Origin of the sequence: Rhodococcoides fascians A25f, assembly GCF_000760935.2 — a bacterium.
Classification (GTDB): Bacteria; Actinomycetota; Actinomycetes; order Mycobacteriales; family Mycobacteriaceae; genus Rhodococcoides.
On the sequence record NZ_CP049744.1, the window covers coordinates 268861 to 288712 of the forward strand.

Below are 19852 nucleotides of genomic sequence, written 5' to 3' on the forward strand. Positions count from 1 at the left end.
CGCCTCAGAGGGCTCGCACCCGCAGCAGAACCCCGGTCTGCGGGAACAGCACCGGAAGAGCCACGCCCGCCTGCGCCAGCATCGACCCCGACAGCTCGACTGTCCCGCCGTCGGCGATCCAGGGTGGAAGTTCGATGCCGTTGCCCAGGTCGCTGAGCTCCCGCACGAACTCGACGCGGTACCGAACATGTGGATCCAGACCCGGGAGTCGGACGCGATCGGTACGGTCCTCGGGCGAGGTATCCATCCGCACTACCGAGTATGCGGCCTCCGACAGATCCGCCGCCACGACTCCGTGTACCCAGACACTCGGGTCGGGATGGTCGGCGCGCACAACATCGCCGGAGTGCAACAGCCCGCGCAATTCCTTGTACAGCCCGGTCCACGTCGTCAGGTACTCGTGGTCCTCGGACGACAGTTCGGTGACGTCCATCTCCAGCCCTGCGTGGCCGAACAGTGATGTCAGGCAACGGAACTGGAGAGTGGACCATCGGCCCGACGTATGCGCGATCTGCGGACCGACATGCGAGCCGATCAACTCCGGCGGCAACAACTGCGTCGTCCACCGTTGCAAGCGTTGACGTTCGAGCGGATCGTTGGTGTCCGACGCCCAGACGCGGTCGGTGTGTTCAAGTACCTCCAGATCGATGCGGGCACCGCCCGATGCACAGGACTCGAACTCGACCTGTGGATGGCGGGATCGCAAGGCGTCGAGCAATCGATAGAACGCCGAGGTCTGTGCGTGCACCGCAGCGCGACCGTCGGAATCGACCGCCAGCATCAGGTCCCGGTTGTGGTCCCACTTCACGTAGTCCGGCCGCTCGTTGGTCAACACCGCATCGATGGCCGAGAGGAGATAGTCGAATACGTCGTCACGGGTCAGGTCCAGTACGTGCTGATGACGCCATTCGAGGGGAATGCGGTCCGGCGCTGCGAGCAGCCAATCGGGATGTGCCCGAGCCATATCGGAGTCCAGGTTGACCATCTCGGGCTCGAACCACAGGCCGGGGCTCATCCCGAGCGTTCGGACGTGATCGAAGAGCGGGGCCAGGCCATCGGGCCAGACCCCCTCGTCCACCTGCCAGTCACCGAGACCGGCTCGATCGTCACGTCGGTGGCGGAACCAACCGTCGTCGAGCACAAATCGCTCGACTCCCACGCGCGCGGCGACATCGGCGATACCGCGAAGCCGGGTGAGATCGTGGTCGAAGTAGACGCCTTCCCACACGTTGAGCACCACCGGCCGCGGCGACGAGGGATGCGCCGGACGGGAGCGCATCCAGCGGTGCAGCGAGTGCGCCGAACCGTCAAGTCCAACAGCCGAATAAACGAAATGTACCCACGGCGTCGAGTAGGTCTCGCCGGTCTGCAACACCACCTCACCGGGCGCGAGTAGTTCACCACCGCCCAGAACGCCCGAGGCCTGACCGGCCCGCTCGGGAAGCCGCTCGGCCAGGTGCAGGTGATCCCCGCTCCACGCGACGTGGGCACCCCACACCTCGCCGCTGCGGAAGCCGAAGCCCTCGCTGCCTGCGGTGAGAACCAGGGTGGCGTCGTGCCCCGTTCGTCCGCGGCGCGACGCGCGCACCACCGCACCGTGGTCGAACCGTCGACGCTGCGGAGTGCGCTCGCGGCAATGACGGCCCGTCAGATCGAGGAGTTCTGTTGCGGTGTCCGGCAACGGCATCAGGGTCACAACGCCGTCGACGGTCAGGGGTCCACCGTTCACGTTCTGGATACCCTGACGAACGCGCAGTGATCCGCCGACCTCGAGGGACAACTCGATCGACCACGAAATGCCCAGCTCGCTATCGGAAGCGGCCACAGTGCAACCGAATTCGGTCGCGGAGATCGTCACTTCAGCCCAGCGCGGGTATTGCACCGAACCGTCACGATGCATCGCCAGAGCCGGGGTGCCCTGCCAGGCGTCGTCGCCGCCGGGTGCGAGGGTGAGCCACCGCGGCACATCCACACTCGAGTGCGGAACCGCCGGTATTGCTGCCCTGCGTAGTTCGGCGAGGTCGTGTTCGGTGAGCTCACCGAGATCGGAGCCCCAGTGCAGCACGGCGGGAACGGCGGTGGACGACGGTCCGAGGATCACCATGACGCCGTCGCGGCGCAGGACGGTGAAGCTCACTTGTTGGCACCCATCGTCAGACCGGACACGAAATGGCGTTGCAGCGCAATGAAAACCAGCACCGTCGGCAGCGCCACCAGTACCGAGCCCGCCGCGAGCAGGTTGGTGTCGGTGAAGAAGCTGCCCTGCAGATTCTGCAGCGCCGTTGTCACCGGAAGCTTGTCACCGCTGACCATCAGGGCCAGGGCCCAGAAGAAGTCGTTGTAGATCCACGTCACCATGAGGGTGGCGAGTGCGGCCAGCGCGGGCCGGCACAGCGGCATGACGACCTGCCAGTACTGCCGGAACAAGCCTGCGCCGTCGACGGTCGCGGCCTCGAGCAGTTCGTACGGCACGGTTTTCATGTAGTTGCTGAGCACGAAGACGCAGAAGCCCGTCTGGAAGGCGACGTGCACGATGATCAGGCCCCAGTAGCTGTCGTACAGCGAGCCCGAGGAACTCATCCAGTACGGAACCGGAATTGCGTTGTACAGCCGGAACAAAGGGGTCAGCAGGGTCTGCTGCGGCAGCAGGTTGCCGGCGATGAACACCGCCAGCATGAAGATGTTGAACTTCCAGCTGAAGCGCGCCAGGATGAACGCCGCCATCGAGCCGAAGAAGAGGATGAGCAGCACCGACGGAACGGTGATGATCATCGAGTTGAGGAAGTAGTGCGGGATGCCGCCGATCTGCCACGAGTCGATGTAGTTGTCGAACGTGAAGCCGCCCACCGACAGGTACCCGTTGAGCAGCACGTAGTCGTAGTCGCGGAACGAGTTGTACACCGCCCACACCAGTGGGAACAGCCAGGCCAGCGCCATGACCGTCAGCAGCACGTAGATCGCGATCTGTGCGGTGCCCGCGCGTCGACGATTGGCGACGGCGGCCCGGTTGCGGGTCAGTGGATCGCGCTCGGGAGGTGCTGTGCGCGTGAGTGAAGTGGTCATCAGTCTTTGCTCCGAAGAACGATGGCGAGGTACAGGGCGATGAAGATGAGCGAGATGCCGAGCATGATGGTGGCCAGTGCCGAACCGAATCCGATCCGGCTCGCCTCACCGACGACGTTCGCCGTCACGAGAGCCGAGATCAGCTCGAGTCCGTTGCGGCCCTTGTTGATCACCCACACGAGGTCGAAAGCGCGTAGCGCCTCGATGACGGTGATGACGATGATCAGCAGGTTGGTGTTCTTCATCAGCGGGAAGATGACGCTGAAGAACGTGCGAATCGGCCCGGCACCGTCCATCACCGCAGCCTCGCGGACGGACGGGTCGATGGCCTTGAGGCCGGCCAAGTACAACAGCATGATGTAGCCGGTGTGACGCCACCCTGCCGCGACCATGACGGCCCAGATGTTGATGTCCGGATCGCCGAGCCAGTCGACGTCCGTGCCGAGCAGGCTGTTGAGGACGCCGCCCTCGGTGGAGTAGATGAGCTGCCAGATGAATCCGATGAGGGCCATCGACAGCACCACGGGGATGTAGAAGATGCTCTGGTAGAGCCGAGATCCCTTGAGATTCTTGTCCAGCAGAATTGCGAGCAGGATACCGATGACGGTGGGGACGAGGAACAGGAAGACGAGCCACAGCACGTTGTTCTGCAGTGCTTGCTGGAACGGTGGATACGCCTGGACCGCGTCGACGTAGTTCTGAGTACCGATCCACTCGATACTCGACGTGCCGCCGATTCCGTCCCAGCGTGCGAACGAGAGGATCACCGTGAACACGGTGGGAATCCAGACGAGACCGATGACGATCATCGCGGGAACGCCCAGCATCATTGCGATGGTCCACTTCTCGCGAACACTGCGCCGAATCTTCGGCGACTTGACCCGTTCGGGTGCGGTCATGGCATTACCTGATCTCGAGGTCGAGTGAATGATGGGGGTCGAATCACACTGCGCACGATCATGTTCCGAACACCGCCGACTTCTGGCGCTCGATGCTGCGGACCAATCCGTCGACATCGTTCGGGTTGCCGATGAACTGTTGCAGAGCCGGGATCATGACGATGGACGCGAAGTCGGGTCGCGTGTCGCGGTCGAAGAACTGAGTGATGGATCCGGCGTTCTGCACGAGGTCTGCCGATTTACGCACCAGTGCAGGGAAATCCGACAGGTCGGCATCACGGTGTGCGGGGATGGCCTGCGGATCCTGCTTCGCATAGGCCACTGCAGGCTCGGGTCCGGTGAGGAAGGTCAGGAGCTTCTCGGCAGCGGGACGGTTGCGCGGGTCGGCGCGCATCATGAAGCCATCCATCGGTGCCTCGACCGCGGAACTGCCGATGGCGGAGTCGAGTTCGGGGAAGGGGAAGAAGTCCAGATCGTCCCGCTCGGCCCCGGCGGGGAAGCTCTGTGCGACGAACATGCCGGCGACCAGGGACCCGACGCTCTTGTTGAGCAACGCCGTCTGCGCATCGGCGATCTTGCGGCCCAACGGCTGCGGTTGATGGAACGGCAAGAGCTCGCGCCAGGTGTCGAACACCGTGCGGACGCGGTTGTCGGTCCAGCTGACATCACCGGCCAACAGGGTGCGGTGGAAGTCGACACCGTTGAGGCGCAGGTTCAAATAGTCGAACGTCCCCATCGGTGGCCAGCCGTCACGGGCACCGAAGCCGATCGGGGTGATGTTGTCGGCCTGCATCTGCTTGTTCAGCGCGACCCACTGGTCGTAGGTCTTGGGCGGTTCGTATCCGCGCTCGGCCCACAGGCTCGGCCGGTAGAACACTGCCCAGGGGTAGTAGAAGAACGGAATCAGATATTGGTTGCCGTCGGATCCGGTCGAGTTCTCCTTGAAGCTGTCGCTGTATCCGCCGCCGTTGCTCGCCCACACATTCGAGACGTCCTCCACCAGACCCTTGTCTGCGAAGTACTTCATTCGGTAGCCGCCCATCCAGGTGAACACGTCGTCCGGCGTCCCCTGGAGGTAGTTGTTGACGTTCTCCTGGAACGACGTCGAATCGACGGTGTTGACGCGGATGTCGCCACCGGTCTGTTGCCGATACATGGCAACGAAGTCCTCGACTCCGACCTTGGAGTTCTTGTCCGACAGCCGCGAGCCGAGCGTGACCGTGTTGGGATCGAGACTGCTCGAGCACGACGACAGCACGCCACCGGCGGTCACTGCGCCGGCGGCAACGAGCGCTGACCTGAGGAAGTCGCGCCGAGACGGCTGCCACGTACGCGGCCACTCGTGTGGGTTCATGAGAATCCTTCGCCGGAAAATGTCGATAACGATCAGAAACGAACATCAACGATGTTCAACGATGTGCGTTTACTGACCGTTCGGGGTGATGCAGGTTACAGAAACATGACTCGGCAGCGTCTGTCAAGCTCTAGATGGTCCCTTCACCTGCGCCAGTGGGAAAATGTTCATTCATGTTGACATCTGAGAGCCGCTCGTTCATATTGTGAGCATGGACACAGCGCGACGCAGCACCTGGCCGACCCAGGGAATTTCTTTCGGGGGCGATTACAACCCCGAGCAGTGGCCCGAGGACGTGTGGCATCGCGACGTCGAGCTGATGCACGAGGCCGGTGTCGACTTCGTGACCGTCGGTGTCTTCTCCTGGGCGCGCCTCCAGCCGACCGCGACGACGTGGGACTTCGAGTGGCTCGATCGGGTCATGGACCTGATGCACCAGGGCGAGATTCGGGTCGATCTGGCCACGGCTACCGCGTCGCCCCCACCCTGGTTGGCCACGGCCTACCCGCAGATGCGTCCGGTCGACGATCGCGGCTACCGGTACGCCATCGGAAGTCGTCAGACGTGGAGCCCCAGTTCCGCTGTGTACCGCGAACATTCACTCGCGCTGGTCGAGAAGATGGCGCACCGCTACGGTGAGCACCCCGCGCTGGCGATGTGGCATGTCTCCAACGAACTCGGCTGCCACAACGCCCTGTGCTACTCCGACGACAGTGCCTACGCGTTCCGGGAATGGCTCAGCGCCAGGTACATCGACCTCGAGACCCTCAACACCGCCTGGGGCACCGACTTCTGGAGCCAGCGCTACAGCGACTGGGACGAGATCGTTCCTCCATCGGTGAGCACCACGTTCGGCAACCCGACCCACCAGCTCGACTGGCGACGCTTCTGCTCCGACGCACTGCTCGAGCAGTACCGCGCCGAGAAGGCCGTGCTGAATAGCATCACCCCCGAGATTCCCGTGACCACTAACTTCATGGTGGGTATGGGACAGGGCCCCGCGCTCGCCGGCAACATGGACTACGCGTCGTGGGCCCCCGAGCAGGACATCGTCTCCACCGACCACTACCTCGTCGGACCCGAAACAGGCGACGCCGCAGCACATCACAAGCTCTCGTTCTCGGCCGACCTCACCCGTGGCGTGGCCGGCCGTCGACCATGGTTGTTGATGGAGCACTCCACCAGCGCCGTCAACTGGCAGCACATCAACCGCGCCAAAGTTCCCGGCGAGATGATGCGTAACTCGCTGGCGCACATGGCTCGCGGAGCAGACGGTATCGCCTACTTCCAGTTCCGTGCCTCCAAGGCGGGTGCGGAGAAGTTCCATTCGGCTCTGGTTCCCCACGCCGGTGAGGACTCCGCCCGCTGGCGCGAGGTCGTCGAGCTCGGCGCGGCTCTGCGTCGCATGGCCCCGGTGGCAGGCAGCACCGTCGATGCTCGGGTTGCCGTGCTCTTCGACTGGGCCTCGCAGTGGGCGTGCGAGCAGGAGGGCCATCCGTCGATGGCGATGCAGCCCATGGAGATTGCTCGACGCGCACATCGCGGATTCACTTCCGCGGGCGTGACCTGCGACGTCGTCCCGTCGTCGACGGACCTGAGCGATTACGACGTGATCGTGGTTCCGGCTCTCTATCTGTGCAGCGACGAGACCGCGGCGCGGATAGCCGACGCCGCAGAAGCAGGTGCGCAGGTGCTCGTCACTGCTTTCTCGGGAATTGCCGACGAGGACGATCACGTGCGACTCGGCGGCTACCCGGGTGCCTTCCGCGAGCTGCTCGGCGTCCGAGTCGAGGAGTTCTTTCCGCTCGCCGAGGGCGAGACCCTGACTCTCGACAACGAGACCCTCGGGGAGATCTGGAGCGAATACCTCACTGCGTCCGAGGATGTCGACGTACTCGCGCGGCACACCCAGGGCCACTTGCGCGGAGTTCCCGCGCTGACCACGCGCGCAGTCGGCTCCGGTGCCGCCTGGTACGCGGCCACCGTCCCCGACGCGGCGGGCTGGGCCACGCTGGCCGACAAGCTCTGCGCTGCAGCAGAAATCGATACCCGACGCGACCTCGGAGACGATGTGGAGATCGTGCGACGATCGGCAGGGGAGCAGTCCTGGCTCTTCGTACTCAACCACGGGAGCGACAAGGTCAGCGTGCCGGCCACAGGTACCGACCTGGTCAGTGGGGCACAGGTCGACGGTGAGCTGATCGTGGCCGCAGGCGGTAGCGCAGTGATCGCCGAGACCCGCTGATGCTCGCCCATCAGCGTCAGCAGAAGATCCTCGACCAGGTGACGGCCTCGGGCGCAGTCAAGGTCGCCGATCTGGGTGCAGCGCTGTCGGTGTCGGACATGACCATTCGACGCGACATCAACGAACTCGTCGCCCGGGGTCTGGTCGAGCGAGTACACGGCGGCGTCACCCTCCCCCGATCGGCGAGTGTGTTCGAGCCGGGGTTCTCGGCCAAGTCCGAACTCGATCGCGACGCCAAGGCCGCAATTGCGAAAGCCGCTGCGCGTTTCGTGCGGCCGGGAACATCGATCGGTATCTCTGGCGGCACTACAACGCACGCGCTGGCCGAGGAACTGCTCGACGTCCCGGACATCACCGTCGTCACCAATTCTCTTCCCGTTGCCGACCTGTTTCACACCGGTGGCCGGACGGATCAAACCGTGTTGCTCACCGGCGGGGAACGCACACCCTCCTACGCGTTGGTCGGGCCGCTCACGGTCAGTGCACTGCAGAGCATCCACCTGGACATGCTGTTCCTCGGGACGCACGGGGTAGACATCGAATCGGGGCTCACCTGCCCCAATCTCATGGAGGCACAGACCAATCAGGCGCTGGTGGCGTCGTCCCGCCGCGTCATCGTGCTGGCCGACCACACCAAGTGGGGTGTCCGTGCGCTCGCCAACACCATTCCGCTCTCTCGCGTCGACGTGTTCGTCACCGATGCCGGACTCGACTCCGGCGTACAGGACGCGTTGTCCGAGGTGGTAGACGACGTGGTGATCGCCGGAGGCCCTGTCGACACGAACGAGGAACGAGTACTCGATGACCGCGCATGACGCCACGACGCACGCACTGCGCAAGACGTCGACCACTCTGGCCGATGGTCGAGAGCTGATCTATTACGACGACACCGAGCCCTACGTCTCCGGTGGAGCCACCCGCGACCTGGTCGACACCCGCGCGCTCTCGCCGTCGATGTCGCAGTCGCAGATGCGATTCGACGTTCTCACCGGCGAATGGATCGTCATCGCCGCTCAGCGGATGGACCGGACGTTCTTGCCGCCGGCCGACGCGTCGCCGCTGGCACCGAGCCGACCGGACCGGCCGGCGACGGAGATCCCGGCTGCGGATTACGACGTGGTCGTGTTCGAGAACCGATTCCCGTCACTGTCGGAAACTGCTGCACAGCAGACACTTCCGACAGAGGTGGACGGTGAGGCACTGTGGCCACTCGCGCCCGGCACCGGTCGCTGCGAGGTGATCTGTTTCGCCAGCGATCCCGACGCTTCCTTCGTCTCGCTGGAGCTCTCTCGGGTCCGCACCATCATCGACGTCTGGGCCGACCGCACCGCTGCGCTCTCCGCGGTCCCCGGCGTGCAGCAGGTCTTCTGTTTCGAGAACCGCGGCAAGGAAATAGGCGTCACGCTGACGCACCCGCACGGTCAGATCTACGCATACCCCTACCTCCCGCCCCGGACCGATGCGCTGATGCGACAGTCTCGCAAGCACTTCGAGAGCACCGGACGAGTACTGCTGGCCGATGTCCTCGCTGCCGAACTGCGTTCGGGTCGACGCATCGTCGTCGACGCCGAGCATTGGGTCGCCTACGTGCCGGCGGCGTCGCGGTGGCCGGTCGAGGTTCACCTCGCCCCTCGTCGCGATGTGGCGGACCTCGCCGAGTTGAACGACGCAGAGCGTGACGAACTTGCCGGGGTCTACCGAGACCTGCTGCGCGGAGTCGATGCGTTCTTCGAGGGCGTCGACGAGGTGCCGTACATCTCGGCGTGGCACCAAGCCCCCGTGGGAGCTGGCCGCGAACTGGGACGACTGCACCTGCAACTGTTTTCGATGATGCGCTCACCGGGTCGGATGAAGTTCCTGGCCGGATCCGAATCGGCGATGGGCGCGTGGGTCAACGACACTACGCCGGAACGGATCGCCGATCGTTTGCGCGAGGTACTCGGATGAAGTGGCTCGATGTCGTCGGCGAGGAAGATCTCGCCGACGGGGCCGCAGCGCTGTTTCGTAGCGCGTTCGGCGGTGAACCCGATGGCGTCTGGATCGCCCCGGGGCGGGTCAACCTCATCGGCGAGCACGTCGATTATGCAGGCGGGCTCGTGTTGCCGTTCGCGCTGCCCTACGCCACCGCGGTCGCGGTACGTCGCCGCGAGGACACGGTGATGCGCGCCGTATCGACGCACACCGACGAGTCGTGGACGGGTGATCTCGCGGAAATCGGCCCGGGCACACCGTCGGGGTGGGCCGCGTACGTGGCGGGCGTGGCCTGGGCGCTGCAGGAGCACGGAATAGGCGGAGTCGATGTTGCCGTGCACTCTTCGGTGCCGGTGGGTTCGGGCCTGTCGAGTTCGGCAGCCCTCGAGTGCTCGTTCGCTCTGGCGCTCAGTGAGCTTTTCGATCTGCAGGTCGATCGAAACATCCTGATAGACGCCAGCATTCGATCCGAGAACGAGATCGCCGGTGCGTCGACGGGCGGCATGGATCAGAACATCGCGATGTCGGCTCGGCCGGGACACGCGCTGTTGCTCGATTGTCTCGACGGGTCGACGCGTCAGATCCCCCTCGATCTCGATGCGTCGGGAACCAGGCTGCTGGTGATCGACACCAACGCACCGCACCGGCTGGTCGACGGCCAGTACGGAGCGCGTCGGAAGTCGCTCGACACCGCATACGCCGAATTGGGGGTCACGACGCTGCGCGGCCTCGATCTCGAGCAGACCGCCTCGCGCCTCGTCGACGACACTCTGCTCTCCCGAGTTCGCCACGTCATCAGTGAGATCGGGCGGGTGGAGCAGGCAGCCGAGTTACTCGATCGCGGTGCCGCAGGCTCCGAACTCGGTGAGTTGATGACGGCCTCGCACGTATCGTTGCGAGACGATTACGAGGTCAGCTCTCCGGAACTCGACAGTGCCGTGGACGCAGCGCTTCGCGCAGGTGCGCATGGGGCTCGCATGACCGGCGGAGGATTCGGCGGATCGGCCATTGCCCTGGTGCCGTCGGACATCGTCGACGCCGTGGTGGTCGAGATCGACTCCAGTGCAGCACGAGCCGGACTGCCACAGCCCACATTTCTCCGCGCCGAGCCCGCCGGCTCCGCGCATCGATTCTTCTAACCTCTACAAAGGAGCACTCCCATGGCACAGGTCACCTACGAAGGAGCGACCAAGCTGTATCCGGGATCGGACGTTGCAGCGGTCGAATCGTTGGATCTCGCTATCGAGGACGGCGAATTCCTCGTTCTCGTCGGTCCTTCCGGCTGCGGAAAGTCCACCTCGCTGCGCATGCTCGCCGGGCTGGAGGACGTCGACTACGGTGCCATCAAGATCGGTGACCGCGACGTCACTTCATTGGCACCCAAGGAACGTGACATCGCGATGGTGTTTCAGAACTACGCGCTGTACCCGCACATGACCGTCGCGAAGAACATGGGCTTCGCGTTGCAGATCGCCGGTATGGACAAGGCAGAGGTGGGCCGACGCGTCGAGGAAGCGGCGAAGATTCTGGACCTGACCGACTACCTCGGCCGTAAACCCAAGGCGCTCTCCGGTGGTCAGCGTCAGCGTGTTGCGATGGGCCGTGCGATCGTGCGGAACCCGCAGGTGTTCCTCATGGACGAGCCGCTGTCGAACCTCGACGCCAAGCTTCGCGTCCAAACCCGTACGCAGATCTCCCTGCTGCAGCGCAGGCTCGGCACCACCACGGTGTATGTCACCCACGATCAGGTCGAGGCCATGACCATGGGCGATCGGGTGGCGATCATGAAAGCCGGTGTGCTGCAACAGTGCGCCAGCCCGAAGGAGCTCTACGAGCGTCCGGTCAATGCGTTCGTTGCCGGCTTCATCGGCTCGCCCGCGATGAACCTGTTCGAGGTGGACGTTGTCGCCGGTGCCGCGAGAATCGGATCGCTGACGGTGCCCATCGAGCGATCGATTGCCGACCGCATCGACGGCAGCCGCGTGACGATGGGCGTGCGACCGGAAGCGTGGACGCTGTCCGATTCCGGTACCGACATCGTCGTCGACGTTGTCGAGGAACTCGGTGCAGATGCCTACATCTACGGCCGCACCGTCGAGGACGCGTCGAATCTCGGCACGCTGGGGGCGCAGATCATCGCCCGGATCCCCGACATCGCGACGCCCTCTCAGGGAGACGTCATTCGAATCGCCCCGCGCGCCGAGACGGTGCACTACTTCTCGACGAAGACGGGATTGAATCTGCGCCCCTGAGCTGGTGCACTGATCAAAAACGGAGGCGGGTATCTGTGCCGGTTCACTCGACACTGGCCGCTCCGACGGTCGACCTGCGCGAGCCGTGGCTGGATGCCCACAACGAGTGGGGGCCGGGCTTTCACGAGGACGGGTTCGGATTGACGGCCGCCGATGATGTCTGCAGCGTCGAGGGTTTCTCGGACTGGATCGATCGGCTTCGGAGCGACGCGGGATGTACGTACCGGTGGATCGTGGAAGGCGAACGCGTATTGGGCGGCGTCGCACTCAGACACGACAGCCACGAGCTCGCCGACCGTCTCGGGCACATCGGCTACGGGGTTCGACCGTCCGAACGAGGTCGGGGAGTCGCCTCTCGGGCAGTACGCGAGGTGCTGAGGCTCGCCGCAGACGTGGGCATGACCCGAGTGACGGCGGTATGCGAGGTGGGCAACGCGGCCTCGATAGCGACCCTGAAGCGTGTCGGAGGTGAACGTGTCGACTGCACCGGGTCGGCGGTTCGCTTCCAGATTCCTGTGCACCCGATTTTCTGCGCTTGACCCTCACACTGTGTGAGACGAGATTCTCGGAGGGTCATGTTCAGCATTGGAGAGTTCGCATCTATCGGCCGGGTGTCGGTTCGCATGCTTCGGCATTACGACGAGATCGGGTTGTTGACGCCGGCACGGGTGGATTCGTTCACCGGATACCGCTCGTACGACGGCTCGCAGTTCGAGGTTCTGGGACGCATTCTCATGTTCAAGGACCTCGGGTTCCGGCTCGACGAGGTGACGCAGATCGTGCATGGCCAGGTCGATGGTGACCGTCTACGCGAGATGCTTGCCGCGAAGCGCGATGACGTCGTGCGTCGACTCGATCTCGACGCCGCTCGGCTGCGTCGCATCGATGCGCGGCTCTCCCACACCGAAGGGATTTCGATGATCACCGTGGACACCAAGTCGTTGCCTGCCACTCGCATCGCTGCCGTCACGGAGACCGCCGCGGGGTTCGGTCCGCAGAACATCGGCCCGGTCATCGGTCCGATGTATGCCCGACTCGCTCAGACGCTCGCCGGGCACGGCGTGACGTTCGGCCCCTCGTCGATCGCCATGTACGAAGCCGTCGACGACGGAGACGGCACGGGCATCACCGTGCACGCCGCGTTCGAGGTGGGGCCCGAGGTCGTGGCCGGCGAGGGATACGAGGTACGGGAACTGCCGCCGGTCGATCTGGCTGCCACGACCGTGCATCACGGGTCGATGGCCACGATCGGTGAAACGTGGGAGCAGTTGATGGCGTGGATCGAGGCCAACGGCTACGAGCTCTCAGGCGTCTGCCGGGAGTTCTACCTGGTGTCGGAGCCGCAGCCGCAGGAGAACTGGGTTACCGAACTCCAGCAGCCGGTGGTCCGACGTCAGGACGCCTGAGCGAGCTCGACGAGTGCGGTGCACTGGCAGCCGCCGGTGACTTCTTCGCACTCGAGCACTAGGAAGTGACGGACGTACTCGAGGTCCACGCAGTCCGGCTCCGTGCACTCCGCACCGCCGACCGCATGGATCACGAGTGTGCCGTGGCAAGTATCGAAGCTGGTGGACACGCGAATTCCCTTCTGTCGTTTTTCCTACATCCTTGATATCACCGGGCTCCGACAAGTTCGGGAGAAGACCAGCGTGTTCGACGCCTGAGCTGGGTGAGTGCCACGACCGTCACGGCCGGAATCCAGGCGTATCCCAGAGCCGTCCGGATGGCAGTGTGGTCGCCCAACCATGCGCCGACACTCACCAACGCGGTGGCCCAGACCCCGGCTGCGACGAGACTGATCACCGCGTATTCACGCCGTCGCAGGGTGGTTGCAGCGACGAGTCGAGGGGCGATGGTGCGGATGCCTCCAACGAGGTGGCCTGCGGCCGCCACCGTGCGTGGTCGTGCTTGTGCCGACGCAGTCACTCCGAGGACCACCCGGGTCAGCGTGCGCGGCAACGCGGATTCGATGCGGCCCGACCCGAGAATCGTCTTGCTGCGGCGACTGCGCCAGAGCGCCCACTGGGCTCCCGTGCTCGACGCCAACGCCGCAGTGGCGACGGCGGGAAACCACGGTACGACGCCTATCGATGTCAGTACTCCCAGCGTGATCGGCACACTGTTCCCGGGCGTGAAAAGACCGAGCAGAGAGCCGGATTCGAAGGCCAGCAGCACTACGACACCTGCGAGGACGACCCAGACCGGCACGGCCGAGAGTCGATCGACGTCGAATAGGTTGAAGTTCATACCCGTCGAATATTCTCGCCAGCCGATAGGGAAACACCACGGTCGTCCCACCGATCGATGGTAGTGCGCGCCCTACCATGAGCCGTGGGTTCACAGTGGGGACAAGTCGACAAGCGCCCACTTAGGCTGATCCGCATGAACGAGGCACTACCGATTCCCCTGAATCCGCTCAGGGCCTGGATATCTCCGAACTGGTGGCTGGCGCTGGGCTCGCTGCTCGCGTCGATGCTGGCCGGCCTCGGCGGCTGGATGATCCTGGGCTTGCTGGTGCTCGCTGTCTGCGCACTCCCGTTTGCGCTGAGCGGAGTGCTGGTCTTCGCGCTGACGATAGTGGTGCTTCGATGGATGGATATCGCCGCTAGAGCCGGAATCGGTTTCACGAGCGGTATCGCCATCGCGGGACCGACGGTGATCGTCTATCCCACCAGCTGGCGCAAGCTCGTCTGGTGCGTCCGTGACGTCGGACTGTGGAAGTCGTTGTGTTACTGGCTTGCTCGCATTCCGGTCTCGGCTGTCCTGGTGTTCCTGCTGCCCGCGCTCTTTCTGGTTCTCCCCGTTCTCGCAGCGGCACCGTTCGCGTGGATCGTGACGAACCCGGTCGGTAATCAGCTCGAAATCGGTGATCGGGTGGGCTTCCCGCTCGTCGCGCTGGTCGGCGTCGCTGCTCTGGCCACTTTCGTCGCGGGACTGCCGTTGCTGGTGACCGGCTTGGCGAGACTCGACTGGTGGAGTGCCGCAGCGCTTCTCGGACAGTCCGAATCGAGTAGGAGAGTGGACGAGCTGACGGTGAGCCGGGCACGGGTCGTCGACGCCGCAGATGCCGAGCGCCGCCGCATCGAACGCGATCTGCACGACGGGGCCCAACAGCGCCTGGTCTCGGTGGCGATGTCGCTGGGGCAGGCGAAGTCGCGCGTCTCCGCGGACGACGATGCGGTGCTGAAGGAATTGCTGGACGACGCTCACCGGGAAGCCAAGAATGCGATCGGCGAGATCCGAACCCTCACCCGTGGTCTGCATCCGCCGATCCTGACCGACCGAGGACTCGATGCGGCACTGTCGTCGGTCGCGGCCCTGTGTTCGGTGCCGGTGACGATCGAGGTGGACCCGGCCCTGTCCGGGCCGCAACGCCCGGACGCCACCGCCGAAGCGACCGTCTATTTCGTCGTCTCGGAGGCCCTGACCAATGTCAGCAAACACGCAAGCGCCGGCCGCGTTCGAGTCGACGTCACGAGGAGTGGGTCCGCTGTGCATGTGAAGGTGGTCGACGACGGTTGCGGTGGTGCGCATATCGCTCCGAACGGAGGCTTGGCCGGTCTCGCGGATCGGCTCAGCGGAATCGACGGCACGTTGTCGGTCAGCTCACCGACCGGCGGCCCGACAAGTCTGGAGGTGACCATCCCGTGCGAGTGATCATCGCCGACGATTCGGTTCTGCTGCGAGAGGGTGTTGCTCGACTGCTGACCGACACTGGAGCCGACGTGATCGGCAAGGTGGGCGATGCGTCGGAGCTACTCGCGTCGATGTCTGCTGCCGACCCGCTCCCCGACGTGTGCGTGATCGATGTACGGATGCCGCCCACCTTTCTGGACGAAGGTCTGCGCGCAGCGTTGGTCATTCGCCAACGATGGCCCGCCGTAGGTGTTCTCGTGCTCTCGCAGTACGTGGAGGAACGCTACGCGGCCGAGCTGATCCGGCAGAGTACCGACGGCGTCGGGTACCTGTTGAAAGATCGTGTCGCCGATGTGGACGACTTCGCCGACGCCGTACGCACGGTTGCAGACGGCGGTACCGTCATCGATCCCGAGGTGGTGCAGCAGATTCTGGCTCGCGCACCGCGATCGGATCCTCTCGATTCGTTGACGCCGAGGGAGCGAGAAGTGTTGACGGCCATGGCCGAAGGTAAGTCCAATGCCGGCATCGCGGCCGCGCTGGTGGTCGGTCAGGCAGCCGTCGAGAAGCACATCGGAAACATCTTCGCCAAGCTCGGTCTGCTCGGAGACAGCGCTGATCATCGCCGCGTCATGGCCGTTCTACGATACCTGGGAGCTATTCGATGAAGAAAGTGTTGTGGCGCAACATCGTTGCCGTGTCGGTTGCCGTGGTGGTCGTGGGCACCGCAGGTGCAGCTACGACGGCAGCGATCGCATACGGCTTCACCACGCCGAAGATGCAGTCTTTCGACTACACCGAAGACCATGCCGTGTCCGGGAACAATCTCGCGTTCACGACGAGGTATGCACATGTGACGGTGTCGATGAGCCCCGATTCCGAGGTGCACGTACGGGCCGACGGGTCCTACCGGGGAGATATCCCGACGGTCGATATCAGTGACGACGGATCGAAGATCGCGGTGGAATGTTCGCACCGAAATCGGGGCAGTTGCGATGTCGATGTCGAGCTTCGGATTCCCGCCGGGTCGGTGCTCGATATCAACGGGATGGCGGGCGATGTCGTTCTCTCCAACGTGGATGCGCAGACATCGGTGACAACTGCCTCCGGGGCGGTGATCGCTCGTGGCTCCGCAGGAACCCTGGATGTGACCACGCGATTCGGTGACGTGGACATCAGCGATGCGGCTGTGTCTGCGATCGAGGTCGACACGACATTCGGTCAGGTCGTTCTGGACTCGCGAGTTCCACCCGATTCGGTACTCGTGCAGAACACGATGGGAGACAGCACGATCCAGCTACCGGCGGCCGAATTCTACGACGTCGATGCGTCGTCGGAGAAGGGGGACGTCGAGACCGACGTCATCGACGATCCGAGTTCGCGGCGATCGGTGTCGATCACCAGCGAGGAAGGCCAGATCTCGGTGCAGCGTAGGTAGTTCCGGTCAACGACTGCTGTTCGATCACTGCTGTTCGATGACTGCCGTTCAATGACTCCGACGCCATGCGCTGAACGAACGGACCGAGGATGTGGTGGGACGCGTCAGCCAGGGCCACGGATGCAACTCGACCGGCGCGATGGCGTCGGCGATGCGGGAAAAGCCGGGAACGGGCGCCCAGGTGGCGGCCAGCGACCGCCCGGAGAGCTCGTCGGAGACTCGGCCGCGACGCACCTCCAACGGCCGGGTCGACGCGATCTCGCCGAGCGTTTCGGCGAGGAAGACCAACCGTTTCCCGGACAGTCTCAGCTTTCGCAGCAGTGGTTCGTCGAACACGAAGACGGCAGGTCGATCGGGGTCGGCCGCCATGGCGGGGTCTGCGGTGCCGAGCGATTCGGCTGTCAGCCAGACCTGTTCTGCACCATCGCCTTCCACGTGAGCCGGACCTGCGGGTACCGGTCCCTTGTCGAGATCGGGGCCGTCGACCGCCGGTCCGAGATCGTCGTCGGGCCAATTCTCGATAGGACACGCGTCTTTCAGTGCACAATTGCGGCACAGGGAGGGCGCACGCTTGTTCACCTGCCATCGACTGAAGCCGTAGACCTTTCCACTTCCGGTGCCGACGGTCCACTGCCAGCCGAGGCGGTTCGCGGCGCGAGAGCCGTCGAGCAGATGCGCGAACATCTCGTCCTCACCGTCGCGCCACGTCGCTCCGGCGCGCACTGCCCACTGGGAGGCCAACCACATGCGAGTTTGGTTGACCAGCCAACCGTCCTCGTGCAATTCACCCAGCACCGAAGACATGCAGTTCATCTCCTCGGGCCAGGGCTGCGCCGTCCAGCCCTGCGGACGCGGTTGCTCACGGCGTAGCGAACGACCCAGATCGGTGCCGACTCGTGCGTAGAGATGGCGGGCATACTCCTGCCACATGAGCTCGTCGCGGTACCGGGCACGGTCGCGTGGGGGAGCGTCGGCGACCGCGTCCCAGACTTCTCGTAGCGTCAGCAGTCCGTGGCGAATGTACGGCGACATGCGGCTTGCGCCGCGGCGATTCACCGGGAGAACGGTGCTGCGGTCGCGGGCGTAGCCGGTGATGTCCAGCCCGGCCAGTGCGACGTCGGCAGCCGACTGCCCACCGCGAATGGCGCCGGCGGCAACCCCGTCCGATCCCTCGCGCGTCAGATCACCCAGATGCTCGGCAACCCAGGCGACGACGTCGTCGGTGGCGGCACCGTCGGTGATGGACGGGGGAGGGGGCAGCTCGGGCATGCCGTCGGACTTCCCCGTCGGTCCGGAAGGGAAACGCAGCTGTCAGGGGCGGGGCAGGCGACGGTGGAGCGGGTTCGATGTCGTCCTGGTTGCGGATCGGCCCGCGCCCGGCAGAGACGAGACGACGGCAGGCGTGTCCGCCGTGGCGCGTGAGGCGTCGTGTGCCTTCATCGCAGTGCTGTTTCCTCTGCCGAGGGCCGGAGAAGAGATCTGTCGTGCAGCTGCCTCGCCACAGTCCGGGCACGGCACCTCGCCGGGAACGCCGGCCATGGCGAATCGCTGCTCGACGGGTGCGCAACGCTGTGCGCAGCGGAAGCTGTAGGTGGGCACGCATCCGAGAGTAGCGCGAGGTGCCGAATCAGTGGCGTTCCGGCGCAACGTCATACAAGATTTACACGGTATACCGGGCCGGATACTTCACGACGGTGCAATGATCGAGGGAGGAGAATCCGCGCAACCGGAGGTGCCTCGTGCCCGAACTGCTGTTTCCGCTCGACTCGACGAAGAGCTTCACCGAACAGGAGATCGTCGGCCACAACCGATGGCATCCCGATATCCCGGCGGCGGTTACGGTCAAACCCGGCACGTCCTTTCGAGCGCATTGTCGCGAATGGTTCGACGGTGCCATCCACAACGACGACTCGGCCGAGGACATCCTGAATGCGCCGCTCAACAACGTGCACACGCTGTCCGGGCCGTTCCATATCGAAGGAGCCGAGCCCGGTGATCTGTTGATCGTCGATATTCTCGACGTCGGACCGATCCCGCAGGAGGATTCGGGTCCGCTGGCCGGCCAGGGCTGGGGCTACACGGGTATCTTCGCCAAGGAGAACGGCGGCGGGTTCCTCACCGATCGATTCCCCGACGCGTACAAGGCGATCTGGGATTTTTCCGGGCAGACCACCACATCTCGCCACGTACCGCACGTGAAGTACACGGGAATCACCCACCCAGGGCTGATGGGGACCGCGCCGTCGGCTGCTCTTCTGGCCAAGTGGAACGCCCGTGAAGGTGCCCTGATCGCCACGGACCCTCATCGTGTCCCGCCACTGGCGCTGGCTCCCGAACTCGACGGTGCGATCCTCGGTTCCCTGAGCGGTGACGAATTCTCCCGTGTTGCAGGTGAAGCCGCGCGGACGGCACCGCCCCGAGAGAACGGCGGAAATCAGGACATCAAGAACCTCACCAAGGGCACCCGCGTCTTCTATCCGGTGTTCGTGCCGGGGGCGAAGTTGTCGTTCGGAGACTTGCACTTCTCGCAGGGAGACGGGGAGATCACGTTCTGCGGAGCCATCGAAATGGGTGGTTTCATGGACCTGCACGTCGACCTGATCAAGGGTGGTATGGAGACCTACGGGGTGAGCGAAAATGCGATCTTCATGCCCGGCAACACCGCACCGCAGTACTCGGAATGGATTGCCTTCTCGGGCATTTCGGTGACCGTCGACGGTGAACAGAAGTATCTGGACTCCGACCTGTCGTACCAGAACGCATGTATGCATGCGATCGACTACCTCACCAAGTTCGGCTACAGCCCCGAGCAGGCGTACCTGCTGCTGGGTTCGGCCCCGATCGAAGGACGCCTGTCCGGGGTGGTGGATATCCCCAATTCCTGTGCCACCGTGTATATCCCCACAGCGATCTTCGATTTCCCAATAGCGCCCTCGGCCAGCGGGCCGTTCCAAATCGACCCGGGAATGGGAGCGCCGAGAGCACAATTCTGAC

19 protein-coding genes are annotated in these 19852 nt (G+C 64.4%); 11 read left to right on the forward strand and 8 right to left on the reverse strand.

Annotated elements, in window-relative coordinates; genetic code table 11:
- Positions 1-4 precede the first annotated feature (4 nt).
- The 4 genes from BH93_RS01325 to BH93_RS01340 are packed head-to-tail and all read right to left on the reverse strand — an operon-like array spanning position 5 to position 5316.
- Positions 5-2137, reverse strand: a complete 2133-nt coding sequence (locus tag BH93_RS01325; RefSeq protein WP_197914523.1) for an alpha-galactosidase — start codon at positions 2135-2137, stop codon at positions 5-7.
- Positions 2134-3063 carry a carbohydrate ABC transporter permease gene (locus BH93_RS01330; protein ID WP_080739118.1) on the reverse strand — a complete coding sequence of 310 codons (930 nt, stop codon included), beginning with the start codon at positions 3061-3063 and terminating at the stop codon, positions 2134-2136. The genes BH93_RS01325 and BH93_RS01330 overlap by 4 nt, the downstream gene beginning before the upstream one ends.
- Positions 3063-3962 carry a carbohydrate ABC transporter permease gene (locus BH93_RS01335; RefSeq protein ID WP_037174882.1) on the reverse strand — a complete coding sequence of 300 codons (900 nt, stop codon included), beginning with the start codon at positions 3960-3962 and terminating at the stop codon, positions 3063-3065. Before BH93_RS01335 ends, BH93_RS01330 begins: the two co-directional genes overlap by 1 nt.
- A gap of 58 nt (positions 3963-4020) precedes the next feature.
- Entirely contained in the window at positions 4021-5316 is a 1296-nt protein-coding gene (locus BH93_RS01340) for an ABC transporter substrate-binding protein (protein ID WP_032401573.1), read from the reverse strand.
- Positions 5317-5527: 211 nt separating this feature from the next.
- On the opposite strand from BH93_RS01340, the gene BH93_RS01345 reads away from it, so the two are divergent.
- The 7 genes from BH93_RS01345 to BH93_RS01375 are packed head-to-tail and all read left to right on the forward strand — an operon-like array spanning position 5528 to position 13190.
- Positions 5528-7561, forward strand: coding sequence for a beta-galactosidase (locus BH93_RS01345; protein WP_037174881.1), 2034 nt, complete (start codon positions 5528-5530; stop codon positions 7559-7561).
- A complete protein-coding gene (locus BH93_RS01350) occupies positions 7561-8376 on the forward strand; it encodes a DeoR/GlpR family DNA-binding transcription regulator (RefSeq protein ID WP_032378862.1) in 816 nt (271 codons plus the stop codon). The genes BH93_RS01345 and BH93_RS01350 overlap by 1 nt, the downstream gene beginning before the upstream one ends.
- Positions 8363-9508 carry a galactose-1-phosphate uridylyltransferase gene (gene galT / locus BH93_RS01355; RefSeq protein WP_080739117.1) on the forward strand — a complete coding sequence of 382 codons (1146 nt, stop codon included), beginning with the start codon at positions 8363-8365 and terminating at the stop codon, positions 9506-9508. Before BH93_RS01350 ends, galT begins: the two co-directional genes overlap by 14 nt.
- Positions 9505-10671, forward strand: coding sequence for a galactokinase (gene galK / locus BH93_RS01360; RefSeq protein WP_037174880.1), 1167 nt, complete (start codon positions 9505-9507; stop codon positions 10669-10671). The genes galT and galK overlap by 4 nt, the downstream gene beginning before the upstream one ends.
- A 21-nt stretch (positions 10672-10692) precedes the next feature.
- Positions 10693-11784 (forward strand): ABC transporter ATP-binding protein, encoded by a 1092-nt coding sequence (locus BH93_RS01365; protein ID WP_037174879.1) that lies wholly within the window; start codon positions 10693-10695, stop codon positions 11782-11784.
- Between the two features lie 35 nt (positions 11785-11819).
- Positions 11820-12323: a GNAT family N-acetyltransferase gene (locus BH93_RS01370; protein WP_197914525.1), complete on the forward strand. Its 504-nt coding sequence runs from the start codon at positions 11820-11822 to the stop codon at positions 12321-12323.
- Between the two features lie 36 nt (positions 12324-12359).
- The gene (locus tag BH93_RS01375; protein WP_037174878.1) at positions 12360-13190 is read left to right on the forward strand and encodes a MerR family transcriptional regulator; all 831 of its coding nucleotides are present in this window, start codon (positions 12360-12362) and stop codon (positions 13188-13190) included.
- Here BH93_RS01375 and BH93_RS01380 read toward each other — a convergent pair.
- Both BH93_RS01380 and BH93_RS01385 read right to left on the reverse strand, forming a co-directional pair.
- Positions 13178-13360, reverse strand: a complete 183-nt coding sequence (locus BH93_RS01380; protein WP_230592311.1) for a hypothetical protein — start codon at positions 13358-13360, stop codon at positions 13178-13180. The genes BH93_RS01375 and BH93_RS01380 overlap by 13 nt on opposite strands.
- Positions 13361-13398: 38 nt before the next feature.
- Entirely contained in the window at positions 13399-14031 is a 633-nt protein-coding gene (locus BH93_RS01385) for a DedA family protein (RefSeq protein WP_037174877.1), read from the reverse strand.
- A gap of 135 nt (positions 14032-14166) precedes the next feature.
- On the opposite strand from BH93_RS01385, the gene BH93_RS01390 reads away from it, so the two are divergent.
- From BH93_RS01390 to BH93_RS01400, 3 genes are read left to right on the forward strand one after another with little or no spacing between them, the layout of a single operon-like run.
- Positions 14167-15441: a sensor histidine kinase gene (locus BH93_RS01390; protein WP_052065272.1), complete on the forward strand. Its 1275-nt coding sequence runs from the start codon at positions 14167-14169 to the stop codon at positions 15439-15441.
- On the forward strand, positions 15432-16088 hold the full coding sequence (locus BH93_RS01395; RefSeq protein ID WP_037174876.1) for a response regulator transcription factor: 657 nt from the start codon (positions 15432-15434) through the stop codon (positions 16086-16088). Before BH93_RS01390 ends, BH93_RS01395 begins: the two co-directional genes overlap by 10 nt.
- The gene (locus BH93_RS01400; RefSeq protein ID WP_037174875.1) at positions 16085-16858 is read left to right on the forward strand and encodes a DUF4097 family beta strand repeat-containing protein; all 774 of its coding nucleotides are present in this window, start codon (positions 16085-16087) and stop codon (positions 16856-16858) included. Before BH93_RS01395 ends, BH93_RS01400 begins: the two co-directional genes overlap by 4 nt.
- A 48-nt stretch (positions 16859-16906) precedes the next feature.
- On the opposite strand, the gene BH93_RS01405 is transcribed toward BH93_RS01400, so the two are convergent.
- Positions 16907-18127, reverse strand: a complete 1221-nt coding sequence (locus tag BH93_RS01405) for an FAD-binding domain-containing protein (protein WP_037174874.1) — start codon at positions 18125-18127, stop codon at positions 16907-16909.
- A 42-nt stretch (positions 18128-18169) separates the two neighbouring features.
- The gene (locus BH93_RS01410; RefSeq protein ID WP_155291024.1) at positions 18170-18457 is read right to left on the reverse strand and encodes an FmdB family zinc ribbon protein; all 288 of its coding nucleotides are present in this window, start codon (positions 18455-18457) and stop codon (positions 18170-18172) included.
- 140 nt (positions 18458-18597) lie between these two features.
- Here BH93_RS01410 and fmdA point away from each other — a divergent pair, with 140 nt between their 5' ends.
- A complete protein-coding gene (gene fmdA, locus BH93_RS01415; RefSeq protein WP_037174873.1) occupies positions 18598-19851 on the forward strand; it encodes a formamidase in 1254 nt (417 codons plus the stop codon).
- Position 19852 lies beyond the last annotated feature (1 nt).